The sequence below is a fragment of the Yersinia rohdei ATCC 43380 genome, from assembly GCF_000173775.1.
Lineage (GTDB): Bacteria > Pseudomonadota > Gammaproteobacteria > Enterobacterales > Enterobacteriaceae > Yersinia > Yersinia rohdei.
This window is the reverse complement of record NZ_ACCD01000039.1, coordinates 16,504-31,940: the sequence shown is the minus strand read 5'-3', so window position 1 is coordinate 31,940 and position 15,437 is coordinate 16,504. Positions and strand designations below refer to the sequence as shown.

The following is a 15,437-nucleotide window of genomic DNA, read 5'->3' as shown; positions in this document are numbered from 1 at the left end:
TATAGTAAGTGATTCGGGTAAGTGTGCGCCGCTAACACCCCTGCAGCTTCAAGGACGCAGGGGATATCAACAACCCCAGCGCAGTGCAGGAGTCTTCACCGGCGCATCCCACAGCGACAACAATTCGTCATCTACTTTTAGTATTGTGATAGACATGCCTTGCATATCTAACGAGGTACAATAGGAGCCAATCAAATTGCGCTCTATGGTCAAGCCAAATTCGGCACAACAGGCCGCCAGACGGTGCCAGACACCATAAAGCTCTGAAAGAGGGGTTGCCCCTAGATTATTCACCAACACAATAACCCGGTCTCCTTTCGCCAGCGGCTGCTTTGTTTGGCGGGTTTCACTCCAATCTCCGGCTTGCCGGTCCCAATGGCGCAAGGTGCGCTGATAGCTTCCGTGCTCAATTAATGTTTGGAACATTGCATCAACTGTGTCATTTAGCGAGGTAAATGGCCGCCGCTCGATGCCGGGTTCACCGTGGATCCCGACACCAAATTCCATCTCATTTTCAGCCAGTATAAATGACGGTTTTCCTGCCGCGGGTACCGTACAGGCCCCTAGAGCTATGCCGATGGAATGCCCTTGATTGTTAATTTTCTGGCCAAGAGTGAAACATTCATCCAATGAATCGCCACGAACCGCAGCGGCACCAAGTAATTTTTCAATAATGACGGTATTAGCCACACCGCGCCGCCCGGCGGTATACAGGCTGTCTTTGACCGCCACGTCATCATCAATGACCAGTGTGGCGACCGCCGTGCCATCGGCATGTAACAGTTCTGCCGCGGTTTCAAAGTTAAGAATATCGCCGGTGTAATTCTTAATCAGCATCAACAGCCCCTGCCCGCCATCAATAGCCTGGCCGCATTCATACATTTGATCTGGGGTTGGCGAGGTAAAAATCTCACCGGGACAAGCGCCGTCCAGCATGCCTTCGCCGATAAAGCCACAATGCATAGGTTCGTGGCCACTGCCACCTCCCGACATCAATGCCACTTTACCTGCTACTGGAGCATCTATCCGTTTGATATAAAGCGGTTCTTGATGCAATTCCAGCTCAGGATGGGCTGCGACCAGCCCTTGAATTTGTTCCTGCAACACAGTTTCGACGCTATTAATTAACTTTTTCATTTCATGCTCCGCGCACGGGAATGCTTGGGAAAAGAGTTGCTGACAAAATAATCAGCAAACTCAGCCAGTTAGATTGGTATATTAAAACTACCCAAGGAAAGCCCGACCCAAACCATCAGCTACAATAATTGCCGCATACACATTGTCTGGCGTGACGGTAAACGGCATGTTGTGGATGGTTTCCCCTTCTGCACAGCTGGCCTCGGCAACAGCACGAATTTTGCGTTCGATATCCTGTGAAACCCCCATTTCAGCCAAGGTCGTTGGTAAACCTAATTGCTGGCAGAATGAAAGCACGGTTTCAATCTCTTCCATGCTGCTGTTTTGCAACACTAATTGTGTCAGAGTACCAAAGGCCACTTTCTCGCCGTGATACAAGTGATGACATTCCTCCAGCACCGTAAAACCATTGTGAATGGCGTGGGCTGCCGCCAGACCGCTACTTTCAAACCCAATACCACTTAGATAAGTATTAGCTTCAATGATGCGTTCTACCGCTTCGGTAACAACACCGGCTTCTACTGCCAATTTGGCTTTGAAACCTTCTGCCAACAGTGTTTCGTAGCATAGGCGGGCCAGTGTGACCGCAGCCAATGTCGATGCCCCGCCCGCCATGCTGACCGCTTTAGCATCGAAACAAGCTTGTGCTTCAAAATAAGTAGAAAGCGCATCACCCATACCGGCGATCAGCAAACGTACCGGTGCTTTGGCAATAATGGTGCTGTCCATCAGCACGATATCTGGGTTTTTCGGGTAAATCAGATATTCAGCAAACTCACCTTCTTCGGTGTAAATCACAGATAGCGCACTGGTCGGCGCATCCGTCGAGGCAATGGTCGGCACCACAACCACGGGGATATTCTGATAGTGAGCAATCGCTTTGGCTGTATCGAGAGTTTTCCCGCCGCCAATGCCAATCACACCATTACAATTATTTTTTTTCAGCACCAAGGTCAGGCGTTCAATTTCCTGACGAGAGCATTCACCATTAAAACGGCTAAAGTGATTTTCCAGCCCACTGGCTTGCAGACTGGAGCTTACGGTCTCAGCCGTTAACTTCATGACAAAATCATCAGCAATAATAAAATAGTTACTGGCCAATAACTTAGAGAATTCGCCAATCGATTCCAGGGCATTGGCACCTTGGATGTATTTAGACGGAGATTGAATGACTTTCAGCATATCTTGCTCCTATAGCGTTATAGATAATCTAATGGTGAATAATGTTTAAGGTTAAATTGATAAAACTAGCTTCACTATAAGCGCAAAAAATAGACTGAAAACTGATGTTAAAAACGTTCCAATATGAAACGCCACAGCTCAAATGAGGTTTCATATTGGAACGATAGGCTCATATTTTTGGGCAGGAAGAGAGGTGGCGCGCAGAATGGTTTAATGACCTTAAGCGCCATTAGGGGCGCTCATCCCGGAAGGTATCCGCGCCAAGAACGGCGCGGATAAAGTCTATAATGGAATCTTAGGGGCGCTAGCCGCAACCCCCTTGCCAGCATGCTGCATCAGTTATTCACTGACCGGCTCATCAGGTACTTTTTCTTTCGGTTCCGGATTCATGCTGCTATATATCACTGGCAATACCAGTAATGTCAGCACCGTGGCAAAGCCCAGACCGAACATAATAACCACCGCCATACTCTGGAAGAAGGCGTCACTCAGCAGCGGCGCCAGCCCCAGAACTGTGGTGAATGCCGTCAGCATAATTGGCCGTAAACGTGCGGTAGAAGCATCAATGATAGCCTCGCGCAGCGGTTTTTCCTTCCGCTGTAAACCTATCTCTTCTACCAATACAATACCGTTACGTATCAACATCCCACTTAAGCTTAGCAGCCCTAACAGGGCCATAAAGCCGAACGGAATACCCGTCAGTAAGAAGCCGACTGTCACACCAATCAGCGCCAGCGGCACCGTCAACCAGATAGCCAGCGCATTACGTACTGAGCTGAACATCAATACCGTCACGATAAACATGATTAAGAACGCGATAGGTAAACTGGTGAAAATACCCCGTTGGGCTTCCTTGGTACTTTCGTAGTCACCGCCCCATTCAAGTTCATAGCCGCGTGGCAACTGGACAGATTCAACCCCCGGTCTGATCCGCTGCAAGAGCTCAGCAGATGTTTCCCCGCCCTGTTGGGTCGGATCTGTTTGCACTGTCAGTGTCCGCTTGCGATCCAGTCGCATAATCAGCGGATCTTCCCACTCGGTTTCAAAACTGGTGACGACGTTATCAATTGGAATAAAGGCAAGGCGGGCCTGACTCCATACCATCACATCATTGAGCCGTTCTGCATTGAGCCGCTCGGAATCCGGGGTGCGCAGCACAATCGGCATCAACCGGGTGCCATCACGGTATAACCCAACCGGCAGCCCGCCAAAACTCATGCGTAATGTGCCATCAACCTCGCGTTTATCAACCCCCAACTCACGGCCCAAATAATCGGAGAATTGTGGCCGGATCATTTTGCTGCGATCCTGCCAGTCATGCCGGGCACCGTCTGCCATCGGATCAGCAATAATTGCTTTTTCCGCTTGAGCCGCCAAGCTGCGCAGCACGTCTGGATCTGGGCCAATAAAGCGGGCTTCAATGGAGCTGTTGTTTGACGGCCCAAACATGATGCGTTTTATCTGCGCATCAACCTGGGGATATTCGTCATGCATGTAGGATTCGATTTCATCAATCAAGCCCGGTATTTGGTCGAGCTGTTCAGTTCGAACCATCACCTGCGCATAGTTAGGATAGTGACGTTGGGCATTGTAGGTCAGCATAAAGCGCATCGCGCCCTGACCTATGGTTGCCATGGTGTCAGCCACCCCTTTTTGCTGCTTGATATACTGCTCGACCTTGTTTGCCACATCTTCGGTATAGCTAATATCAGTGCCATTAGGCAGCCAAATATCAACAAAGAAAATCGGGGTGTTTGACGGTGGGAAGAAGCTTTGACGAACATGGCCAAAGCCGACCACCGATGCCGCGAGCAAGGCCGCCAGCAGTACCAGAGTGACAGTGCGGTGTTGCAGTAATTTATTCAGCACCACCCGATAATAACGGAATAACCACCCATCATAAGGTTGCTTGGCCGGCTTATCCGCATCCACTTTCTCTGGTTTCTGGTTTTGGAATGCCCACTTGGCGAAGACCGGGGTGAGCGTCAGAGCCGTAAACCAACTCAGCATCAGTGAGATTAACAGCACCTGGAATAACGATTTACAATATTCACCGGTTGCATCATTGGACAGTCCAATAGGTGCAAAGGCCAAAATAGCAATAATCGTCGCGCCCAAGAGCGGCATCATCGAGCGCTTCACCACATTACTGATTGCGGTAAAGATATTTTCACCGCGCTGGCGGCCAACCACAATGCCTTCCACCACCACAATGGCATTGTCCACCAACATACTGAGCGCGATAATTAACGCCCCTAACGACACCCGCTGTAGCTCGATATTAAACAGCCACATAATCAGCAAGGTGCCGAGTACGTTCAGTGCCAGCGAGATGGCAATAACCACACCGCTGCGTACCCCCATAAAAATCAGCAGGGTGACCACAACAATTAACAAGGCCAGCAAGAAGTTAAGGATAAAGCCGTTTACCGCCCCTTCAACTTCATAGGATTGGTCATAAAACACATTGATATGCATACCAGACGGGCGCTCACCTTCAAGCTGCGCCAATCGGGCTTTAATCGCATTGCCCACATTTACGACGTTGACATTCGGGGCAAATGAAATCCCTATAGCCAGTGCGGGTTTGCCGTTAGCACGATAAATATTGGTCGGTGAATGGCCAAAACCTTGTGTTACTGTCGCGATATCACGGAGATAGACGCTTTTTGGGCTACCGGGCTGACTGACCAGTAAGTTGCCCAGCTCTTGTACACTTTGGAATTCACCCGTGGGATGCAGGCGAATTGACTCACTCCCCACCCTTAGCTGGCCCGCATCGGACACCACATTCTGGCGGCTTAATAAATCAGATAACTGCTGTGGCGTGATACCGGCCGCGGTCATTTGGGCGCGAGAAATCTCTACCTGCACCTCTTCCGGTAAAATCCCCACGATCCCCACTTTACCGACCCCAGGCACCAGTACCAATTCTCGCCGCAGTTGCTCGGCAAAATTGCGTAAATCCTGATTACTGTAGCCATCACCGGTGAGGGAAAAGAAGAAGCCGTAGACGTCGCCAAAGTCATCGTTGACCATCGGAGCACTGGCCCCTGGCGGTAAACGAACACTGTTATCATTGATTTTTCGCCGCAACTCATCCCAGATTTGCGGTAACTCATTCGCACCATATTGTGCGCGAATATTGATGGTTATTTGCGATAAACCGGCGCTAGAAATTGAACTCACATCATCAACATAAGAGAGTTCCTGAATGGCATTCTCCAGCGGTAATGTTACTTCCTCCTCAACCTGCTGCGCCGAAGCGCCATCATAGCGGGTAACCACCACCGCCGTTTTGATGGTAAAAGCCGGGTCTTCCAGCCTGCCTATATTGAGATAGGCAATAACGCCACCAATACCCAGCAACAGAATCGTTAGCCAGATACGGGTATTATTATTGATGAAATTATCAGTCAGCTTCATTAGAGACCCCGCTCACGTACCCAAGCCCGGACAACCTGATTTGGGCGAAGCTCACCGGTGCCTGCGGCGACGATATGCTCGCCATCAGTCAGCCCAGAAGTAATTTGAATGCCGTTTGCTGTCAGTTGCCCCACTTGCACTTTGCGCTCTTCTACTCGCATCTGGCCGTCATCATTTTTGATAACCCAGACCCGTGCATCATTAAGTTGGGCACTGTCAGGATTGAATACCGCCTCTGCTGGGATAACAATGGTGGGGTGGTCGGTGCCAGACAGACTGCCGGAATTGATTCTTACTCGGCCACTGATACCCGAAAGTAACGGCATATCCGCCGGGCGTTTCATGGTCAGAGTCACTTGGAAAGTCTGAGAAGCTGAGCTGGTTGAGGTGGTATGTTCTTTATATTCGGCAGTAAATTCGCGCCCCGGCAGGTGGTTAAGCAAAACCGTGGGTTTGTAGCTACGATTGCTGATGTCCAGCGTGGTAAACAGGCGCTCTGGCACACTGAATATCACATCCAGGGAATCCAACGCGCTTAAGGTCGCGACGGGCTGACCGGGAGCCATTACCTGATGATTTCGCACATTCACATTGGCAATAACACCATCGAAAGGCGCGGTAATGGTGGCATCACTAAGTTCTTTTTGTGCAATTTCCAATGCTGCACGGGCAGATTCCATCTCGGCACGGCGCACGTCTAACTCGGCACGTGAAACCGCCCTTTGCCCTTGCAACGTATTGAAACGGTTAAATTGATCTCGTGCCAGGTTAAAGGTTGACTGACGATCCCGGACACGCAAGTTCAGGTCAGTGTCATTAAGCACAGCAATTGTCTGGCCTTTTTTTACTTGCTCGCCTTCACGAACCAATAATTGTTGGAGTTGTCCGCTGCGTTTAAAGGAAAGTTGTGTTTCATCGCCAGCTTGTAACCGGGCCGGGAAATAGCGAGTCCCATTTTGTCCACTGTCTTCGACAGTAAAGATTTTTACCGGACGCACACTTTCTACGACTTCAGGGGGCGTTCTGTCGCAAGCTGCGAGAAGAAACGTTAATACCAGAGTGACTACTATTTTTATCTTCACTATAAGATCTCGTTGAGTCAGATTTTCAAAATTATTGCAGATTAGTTACCCACACTTTTATCCGTGTTCTGCGCCATTGTTTTCTATAACAACGTTTTCTGTCACAGAGCTTTCTGTGACATTTGGCACATCAGCGTGACTAATAATCCCCCGGTAAACATTTCTAAAAATAGATCAGCACAATTCGTATCCAAATGGGTAGTGTTATTTGTGTGAAAACTAAAGATATGCTCACCACATCACTATGACGAATTAACGTTTTTTGCCGCCCCACAGCATCAATTGCCAATGAAATAAATATAGCCGACAGTCAATAGCGCTACTTTGCTATTCACTCATCGGCTATTTTTTTAAGAGCTACCGCAGCCATCTCCTGCGGCATTAAATACCAAGGATAAATTAATAATCGACGGCATCACGTGAAATCGGGCACGTCATACAGTGACCGCCCCCACGTCCACGGCCCAACTCACTGCCGACTATCTCAATGACTTCCACCCCTTCTTTGCGTAATTGGGTGTTAGTTTTGGTATTGCGATCATAGGCCAACACGACCCCAGGAGACAGGGCGACCATGTTATTACCACTGTCCCACTGCTGGCGTTCGGTGTCGTAATCATTACCTTCCGTCTCAACTACACGCAATTTTTTCAGGTTCAACGCCCCGGCTACGGCTTCAATAAAGGTGCCTTTATCGCGGCTTAACTTAATGCCAGTTGGGCCATTATCTGGGCGCAGCGAGAAGGTTTGAATCTGATTAACGATGGCAGGATAGAGGGTGACGACATCACGGTCACAGAAAGTAAATACGGTATCCAGGTGCATGGCAGCACGCAATTTTGGCATCGCCGCTATCATCACGCGCTCAACTTGCCCTTCGCTATGTTTAAACAGCGATTGAGCCAGCTGAGTAATTGCCTGATGAGAGGTGCGCTCACTCATACCAATCAACACGGTTTTGTTGCCAATCGGCATGACGTCACCGCCTTCCAATGTAGCGGTTCCGTGATGCTGAGTTGGGTCACCCCACCAGACTTTCACATTCGCCTCACCAAAGTCAGGATGGAATTTATAGATAGCCGTCGTCAGGATGGTTTCTTCATGGCGTGCTGGCCAATAGAGTGGATTTAGGGTCACACCACCATAAATCCAGCAGGTGGTATCACGGGTATAAAGGGTATTTGGCAGCGGTGGCAACAGGTATTCTGTGATACCCACCGCCTCGCGGATAAGCTTCAGTTCTTCTTTGTCACATTTGCCATCGTTATGCAGTTCAGTGGTAGATAAACCGCCAATTAAAACCTCGGCTAATACTCGTGGCTCCAGACTTTCCAAATAACTGCGGGTTTCGTGCAAAATACCCAGAGACACTTCATTAGGTACAATTTGCTGATCCAGAATCCACTTTTTCGCCGCCGGAATAGCCACGGTTTCAGCCAGCAAATTATGCATCTCAACCACATCAACACCGCGTTCGCGCATTTTGGTCATAAAATCAAAATGGTCGCGTTTGGCTCTTTCTACCCACAAAACATCATCAAATAATAATTCATCACAATTACTGGGAGTCAGGCGGTTATGGGCGCGTCCTGGTGCGCAAACCATCACTTTATGCAATTTTCCAACTTCAGAGTGAACACCAAATTTTGTCTTGGCGTGAGTTTTCTTAGCTTTATCTGACATAAGAACTCCAATAAATTAGATGGTGATAATTCCGGTGAAGATGCTGTAAAGCGCAACAACCGCAGCAATAATCAGAACAATAAACAGGATTCTTTCGTAGGAATTAAAGGCTTTTTGATGCTGTTCACGTTTGGCAATCAAGTACAAAATAGTGCCGGGGCCGTAAATAATGGCCGACAGCAGCAAGTATTTCAGTCCGCCGGCATATATCATTAATGCCGAATAGAAAGTCGCAATGAGAGCAAAAATGAGATCTTTTCTATGGCCACGGGCATTTGTTTCGTAAGTTTCACCCGTCCATGCCAGTTTTAATCCATAAGCCCCAACCAATAAATAAGGGATTAGAGTTAATGAACTGGTTAATTCCAATGCCAATTGGAAAGCATAGTCAGTAAAGAGAGTCAGAATTAAGAATACTTGAATAAAAATATTGGTCAGCCATACCGCGGCGGAAGGCACAGCATTGCTGTTTTCAGTCGCAAATACTTTTGGCACGCTTTTACTCTGAGCCGCTGAAAAAAGCACCTCTGCCGCCAACAGTGACCAAGATAAATAAGCACCCAATACCGAGATAATTAAACCCACACTGATGAATATAGCGCCCCAGCGCCCCACAATAGCTTCCAATACACCGGCCATTGAAGGCTGGCGTAATGCCGCCAAGTCAGGACGAAGCAACACGCCATAAGACAGCATGGTGATTAGCACCAACAAACATAAAACACCAATAAAGCCCAGCACGGTCGCGATACCAACATGGCTACGTTCTTTCGCATAGCGCGAATAAACACTCGCCCCCTCAATACCTAAGAACACAAATACAGTCACCAACATTGTGCTGCGAACTTGAGAGAATAAAGATTCTGGTTCAACCGCCGGTGCCATTATTGCAGCCGCATGGCCGACGTAGCCATAATCATCAAGGTGAGATAAATCAGCACCTTTAATCACATCTGGCGTACCCCAGAAGTTCAGCGCAAATACATCACCTTTAAAAGCAAAGATAAGCACTATGACGAAAATGAAAATGGGAATGATTTTTGCAAAAGTGGCTATGGTATTAATCGCCGCAGCTTCTTTAACCCCGCGCAATATCAGGATATGGAATCCCCATAAAATCACGGAGGCCACTAATACGGCAGGAATGGTATTACCATCACCAAATATGGGGAAGAACGCCCCTAATGTGGATTTGATAAGAACAAAGTAAGAAACATTACCAATACAAGTACCGGCCCAAAACCCCAGTGCTGAAGCAAAACCAAGATAATCCCCGAATCCTTCTTTTGCATAAATGAATACACCGGAATCGAGATTGGGTTTCCGCTGCGCTAATGTTTGAAAAACAAAAGCCAGCATTAACATCCCCCCCCCAGCAATACACCAGGCAATCAGGGCACCAAATCCGCCTGTTGCCCGCCCGAAAGTCGCTGGTAAGGAGAATATACCGGCCCCGATCATTGAACCAACCACTAAAGAAGTTAGGGCCGGTAAAGATAATTTATTCGTAGATGAATTAGCCATGATGGTCTCAATGACCTCGGATAAATTAAGTTGAATGTAATTTCTGCTTATCCCAAAAACAGATTCACGTGGAGCCACTTATCGATATGAATACACAGTAATAATAGCTTTCTTTAAAACTCTTGCATCATGTTTGAAAAACAACACAATTTTTAAAATAGGTAATTAATTGAAAATAATTATCACACACATCAGAATTTTGAAATAGTGATCAACTTCATCTTTTCGCATATAGCACCAATAAATAGCCAGTTTAATTAACTATATAATGGCCAATTCCGCAGCATGTAAATCTGTTTTTCCCAATATGCAATGTGCAGCAATTACTGTATATATCCTGCTAAAAAAATACAGATATAAATAAGAACAGCCCCCAGCTTGCAGCGCTGCATTACATGGTCTAAATTTAACAGTTAACTCGTAAAAAATTAAACATAATAATCCATTAAATTCAATATGTTAAAAAAAACACCTTTGGCTGATAAAAATAGTCCATTTCTTATAAAATTTATCTATTTCTTTATCTGGATCACCTAATATCAGCCCCTCGATAAGAGGTTGGTATTTTGTTTTAAAAAATCAAATAACTGAAGCATAAAACACCGAAATAAAAAACAACTTTAAATAAAAGAAAAGCACTACAAACTCATATTAGCATTAGAGAGATTGATGTTTATTGCTGAACTTGCCTATAAGACCTCAGACCATGCCGATAAAATATTGTAGGAATATTCCTATAAAACTTACTTACTTCTATTTCCAATCGGAATCAACGTAAATAAAATTGTTGGACTAATCTGTTAGACTTTCATCCTGGTAAAGGTTTTCGTTCAAATAGTCATATTGGCTGTTTTGTACCACGCACCGTTTTAATTCTGGATTTTTTATTTTTTGTTACCCAACAAGTGATAACGAAAAACGGCCCCATCAGGAGCCGTTAGCTTTTATGACCAATCAAGATTTATGTTAGCCGTTTATCCGCTTTCTGCTGATTATCCACCACAGCATACCCCGCCAAAATAGCCACCAAGATCATAAATAGGTGGCCTTCTGACGAGTCCAACAGGAAGGAATTAAAGAAATTACACGCCATATAGCTGGTCAACACCGCCAGTAATATATTGCGCAGAGCCGGTGTTTGCTGCCAGATAACCCGATAACAGCAGACAATCCATGTTAGGAAGACAATCAAACCGACCACCCCGGATTGGATAGTTTCCAGCAAATATTGGTTATGCGGATTATTGATTTTGTAGTTTATGGCCGGATTTTCATAATAGAAGCCACCAGCACCGTGACCAAGAATCGGTGACTCTTTAATTAATCGTACCGCCTCGATGGCAAATATTGAACGTTGCCCCATTGAGGTACTGCAAACAGCATCAACATTATCTGAGGGGGCCGCCAGGCAGACTTTTATCTCATCAACGCCCTGGCTAATACGCTGTGTCGCTTTATTGGGAATAAGCAGCAGTGCAGCAAATGCCATTATTCCCAGCACCACCAATAACCCGCGTTGGCGATGACCCAGCGAGAAGAACAGCCACACACCAAGCCCGACAACTAATGCAACATAACCGGTTCGCCCCAGCACCAGGAACAAAATACTGTAACTGGCTGCCACCACCAGCAGGCCATAACCCCAGCGTTTCCAGCCCTGACTTTTGACCGCCAGTGCCAACCACAACACCGCCGCTAAGGCCATAAAGAAGTTTTGGGTAATTTGCAGTTTAAATATAGTGGGGTTAGCAGGATCAACACCATTAATCGGGATATGTAACACCCCGACCGCCAATGTGCCAATCAATGCCACGGCATTGGCGGCCAGGAACCCCAGACAAAACAGTTTTATCAATCGTGGTTGGTTAATAAAGAACAGCGCGAGTGGCAGAATATAGAGGAATTTCTTATCCTTCCCCACCATTTCCGGGCCATAACTGTTGTGGTGGTATAACAATGAAAGCGCCAATAGCGCAAACATAACAGCCGGAAGATAAACTAATGGATTCGTCAATAAAGGTTTAAATTGCAGTGACTTACGATTAATAACCAGACAAATTAGGACTAAAACCAGCGATATATTGATTAGGGAGCTGGATGAGGGTAAAGAAATACCTAGCAGCAATGCCGTAACGCCATTCAGCATGTCGCTACGACGGTTAGCTGGCGCAGTGACCGGCGAAGAAGTCGATGGGATTATCATAATTCTCTTAGCTTAAGCTAGTTGGAAGACAGTAAGGTGACTGACCTATACCCAATATTGATATTTTACTGACGTTGAGCACGCCAGGCGTCAACAGCATCGATGACATCATTCACCGGAATAGCATTCAAATAACGATCGTTGGTGTCGGTATCTATCTCATTAGGATGTGGCAAAGTGCGATAGTGACCCGCCCATAATAGGGTGTGCGGGGCTTGCCACGGGTGCCATTGGTTGAGATTGCTCGGGCCAAACAGTACCACCGCTGGGGTTTGTAGCGCCGCAGCCATATGCATTGCAACTGAATCAACACCAATAAATAGCTTAGCGTTATCGATCAATACTGCCAGTTCCGGCAGCGCCAACTGACCAGATAAATTGATAACTTTTTCTGGTTGCGTACAGCTCACCATAATTTCAGCAATATACTCCAATTCCGCTTGGTCTTTACCGCCCGTCAGCAGCACGGTTTCACCTTGTTCTGTGAGGTGGTTTATCAGTTGGCTGAATGATTCACTGGCCCAAGTTTTAAACTTCCAGCGGGCAGAAGGCTGAATCACGATGTAACTCTCAATGTGTTCATCATCAATAAGGTATTGCTGGCGCAGTTGTTTTACTCGCTCAACATCATGCGCGCCATAAGACATAGTGACGTCGGTATTAATATTGCTCAATTGCAAGGGCGCGAGGATGTCCAGATTATTGAGCACCGTGTGCCGTTCGCCCACATTGGGAATATCCACCAAAGTAGAGTGGCAGTAGCGCCAGAGCCAGGTGTCGCGCTTTGGATAATGAAAACCAATGCTGAAGCCCGGTTTTAGTAAGCGGCAATAAGCCGCAGCCCGCCATTGGTCAGATAAATTAAGGATCAGGTCATAATGCTGTTCTTTCAAAGCATTAAATAGTGCTTTTTCGCCACTGATTTGTGCTGTTAAGCCCGCGTGTTTAAGGCCGCGATCCACAATAAAGGCGTGATTGACACTGTGGTTTTCCCGCAGTATTTCTTGTGTTCCACCATACAGTAGCACGTCAATTTTGGCCTGCGGATAATTGGCTTTAAGTGTGCTCAGTAAGGGGGTTGTGAGGAGAACATCGCCAAAATGGCGTAATTTAATGACCAAAATGCGCTGAACACTCTCTTTCTCCCGCAAGATATCCGGCAGGTTAGATGCCCGCTGTTGGGGAGTGGTAACAGGAGCAGAAAGTTGCCCGGCAGGTGATTCTGTCTTATTTGATGTATTCATCATTAGGATGCGCAATCATCGGCAACGAAGAGGGGCAATTATGCTATCCAAGTGTCTACTGCATGGCAACTATAATTGGCTATCTTACTCGCCATTGCGTAACAGTGGGCGACGGTTTTAACGCACCTAGCGGCACTTCGGCGGCTCACGCCGCTACCACTCCAACGGCGCGCTTCCCCGTCGTTTTATATTTGTGTTTTCCATCTATTCAACTTAATCAATTGACGTCATCGGTGCAGGCAGTTTGGACGCGGCGAGCACTGCCCGCGTTCAACATGGCCAACAAGAGAGTCAAAGCCCCGGGGCCTTCCACAGGGAGGTCGTCAGCCCACTATCCACCAATGTCAGTTGGTCGGTATACACCGCCTGCCAGTTAGTTTTGGCCGCTTGATAGAGTGCTTGATGCTCGGTGTTGGGGGTGAATTCTCGCTCCCAACGCACCAGCCGCTCGCCGGTTTTATCCAGCGCGTCATACAACCCGACCCCCACCCCGGCGGCAATGGCGCATCCCAGTGCAGTGGCTTCTTTGACCACCGGCACTCGAACTGGGATCCCGGTGACATCGGCCAGAATTTGGCTCCAGAGTTTGCCTTTTGAACCGCCACCAGCGAAGACCACAGAGGAGGCTTTAACCCCTGAAAATTCAGCAATTTGTGCCAGATTACAAGCCGAAACAATGGCGGCGTTCTCTTCCAGGGCGCGGAATAAAGTGGCTTTGTTGCATTTTTCAGGATCGAGTGACAAGTTGATAAAGGAAGGTGCGGCGTGATACCAAGATTTAAAGCGCATGACATCGGAAAAAATAGGCATCACTCCGTAAGCACCGGCGGGAACTCGCGCCGCCATATCTTCCAGCAAGCTGTAAGTATCAATGCCCAGCCGCTGCGCCAGTAATTTTTCTTCGGCACAAAATGCATCACGGAACCAGCGCATAGTCAGGCCGGTAAAGAAACTGATAGATTCGGCTTGCACCATGCCGGGAATAACATGTGGGTTAATGCGCGTATTCATATTGGGGTCAGTAATCGGCTTGGGTAAATTCACCACTTGCTGCCAGAAAGTGCCGCCCAGTACCGCAGTTTGGCCCGGCTGTACCACCCCTAGCCCTAAGCAACCGAGCTGCACATCTCCGCCGCCCATCACCACGGGTGTTCCCGCCAATAAGCCACATTCTTGCGCGGCTTGCGCCGTGACATGCCCAAGCAAAGTGCCGGTTTCTTTCACTGGTGATAAAATATCGGCCCGTAACCCTGCCATTTCCAGCAAATTGGGCTGCCAGTTTCGGGTAACTAAATCCAACATTCCCGTGGTGCCAGCATTGGAAGGGTCTACCGCCAGTTCGCCACTGAGCATATTCGCCAACCAGTCACTTATCATGGTGAGAGTGCCCGCCTGACGATAAATATCTGGCCGGTAATGCGCTAACCACAACAGCCGGGGCATGGCACTCAGTGCCAATGTTTGGCCGGAACACTGATAGACTTCATTTTCAAATCCATGATGATGCAGTTCTTTTAGCTCGCTGACTTCGCGGCTAGCGCGGGCATCCACATTGGCACAAGCCCAGATAGGTTTGCCGTTGCGGTCATACAGCACAATGCCCTCGCGCATTGAGCAAGCCGCCACCGCCCGAATGGCACTGGCCGGTATTTTGGCCTGATGCAATGCCTGTTGGATGCACTGGCAGGTCAACTTCCAGTTAGTGGTTAAGTCAAACTCCATCGACCCAGGGACATCGGGTACTGGCAGATGTAGCCATTCAGCCTGCCCGGCTGAAATCTGATTTCCATTCAGATCAAATATCACCGCCCGGACACTACCGGTGCCTGCATCCAAAGCCATCAGATATTCACCCGATGTGGTGGTCGTAGAGAATTGACTCATTACGCTATCCTCTGTTTTATATGAATTTATGAATAAATCTGTCCTCTACTGCCTTTAATTAAATCTGCTAAA

The 15,437-nt window shown here is 47.6% G+C and carries 9 protein-coding genes and 1 pseudogene; all 10 read right to left on the bottom strand.

Annotated features, from left to right (window positions below; all coding sequences use genetic code 11):
- Positions 1–66 precede the first annotated feature (66 nt).
- Complete coding sequence (gene dhaK / locus YROHD0001_RS01495) at positions 67–1,137, bottom strand: dihydroxyacetone kinase subunit DhaK (protein WP_004716542.1); 1,071 nt, start codon at positions 1,135–1,137, stop codon at positions 67–69.
- 87 nt (positions 1,138–1,224) lie between these two features.
- A complete protein-coding gene (locus YROHD0001_RS01500) occupies positions 1,225–2,319 on the bottom strand; it encodes a glycerol dehydrogenase (protein ID WP_004716541.1) in 1,095 nt (364 codons plus the stop codon).
- Positions 2,320–2,658: 339 nt separating this feature from the next.
- Positions 2,659–5,745 carry an efflux RND transporter permease subunit gene (locus YROHD0001_RS01505; RefSeq protein WP_004716535.1) on the bottom strand — a complete coding sequence of 1,029 codons (3,087 nt, stop codon included), beginning with the start codon at positions 5,743–5,745 and terminating at the stop codon, positions 2,659–2,661.
- Positions 5,745–6,827 (bottom strand): efflux RND transporter periplasmic adaptor subunit, encoded by a 1,083-nt coding sequence (locus YROHD0001_RS0118790; RefSeq protein ID WP_032818192.1) that lies wholly within the window; start codon positions 6,825–6,827, stop codon positions 5,745–5,747. The genes YROHD0001_RS01505 and YROHD0001_RS0118790 overlap by 1 nt, the downstream gene beginning before the upstream one ends.
- 101 nt (positions 6,828–6,928) lie before the next feature.
- Positions 6,929–7,116: pseudogene (locus YROHD0001_RS20905) on the bottom strand (LapA family protein).
- A gap of 110 nt (positions 7,117–7,226) precedes the next feature.
- Entirely contained in the window at positions 7,227–8,510 is a 1,284-nt protein-coding gene (gene arcA / locus YROHD0001_RS01510) for an arginine deiminase (protein ID WP_004716532.1), read from the bottom strand.
- A gap of 15 nt (positions 8,511–8,525) precedes the next feature.
- Positions 8,526–10,034, bottom strand: coding sequence for an amino acid permease (locus YROHD0001_RS01515; protein ID WP_032818191.1), 1,509 nt, complete (start codon positions 10,032–10,034; stop codon positions 8,526–8,528).
- Between the two features lie 961 nt (positions 10,035–10,995).
- Complete coding sequence (gene waaL-ps / locus YROHD0001_RS01520; protein WP_004716528.1) at positions 10,996–12,237, bottom strand: O-antigen polysaccharide ligase WaaL-ps; 1,242 nt, start codon at positions 12,235–12,237, stop codon at positions 10,996–10,998.
- 65 nt (positions 12,238–12,302) lie between these two features.
- Entirely contained in the window at positions 12,303–13,484 is a 1,182-nt protein-coding gene (gene rfaQ, locus YROHD0001_RS01525; protein ID WP_004716527.1) for a putative lipopolysaccharide heptosyltransferase III, read from the bottom strand.
- Between the two features lie 288 nt (positions 13,485–13,772).
- Complete coding sequence (lsrK, locus tag YROHD0001_RS01530) at positions 13,773–15,365, bottom strand: autoinducer-2 kinase (protein WP_004716523.1); 1,593 nt, start codon at positions 15,363–15,365, stop codon at positions 13,773–13,775.
- Positions 15,366–15,437 lie beyond the last annotated feature (72 nt).

What these genes read in the sequence shown, in the direction of transcription:
- arcA (WP_004716532.1), bottom strand. Translation starts at nt 8,510, where the DNA reads ATGTCAGATAAAGCTAAGAAAACTCACGCCAAGACAAAATTTGGTGTT.
- lsrK (WP_004716523.1), bottom strand. Translation starts at nt 15,365, where the DNA reads ATGAGTCAATTCTCTACGACCACCACATCGGGTGAATATCTGATGGCT.
- rfaQ (WP_004716527.1), bottom strand. Translation starts at nt 13,484, where the DNA reads ATGATGAATACATCAAATAAGACAGAATCACCTGCCGGGCAACTTTCT.
- YROHD0001_RS01505 (WP_004716535.1), bottom strand. Translation starts at nt 5,745, where the DNA reads ATGAAGCTGACTGATAATTTCATCAATAATAATACCCGTATCTGGCTA.
- YROHD0001_RS01500 (WP_004716541.1), bottom strand. Translation starts at nt 2,319, where the DNA reads ATGCTGAAAGTCATTCAATCTCCGTCTAAATACATCCAAGGTGCCAAT.
- dhaK (WP_004716542.1), bottom strand. Translation starts at nt 1,137, where the DNA reads ATGAAAAAGTTAATTAATAGCGTCGAAACTGTGTTGCAGGAACAAATT.
- waaL-ps (WP_004716528.1), bottom strand. Translation starts at nt 12,237, where the DNA reads ATGATAATCCCATCGACTTCTTCGCCGGTCACTGCGCCAGCTAACCGT.
- YROHD0001_RS01515 (WP_032818191.1), bottom strand. Translation starts at nt 10,034, where the DNA reads ATGGCTAATTCATCTACGAATAAATTATCTTTACCGGCCCTAACTTCT.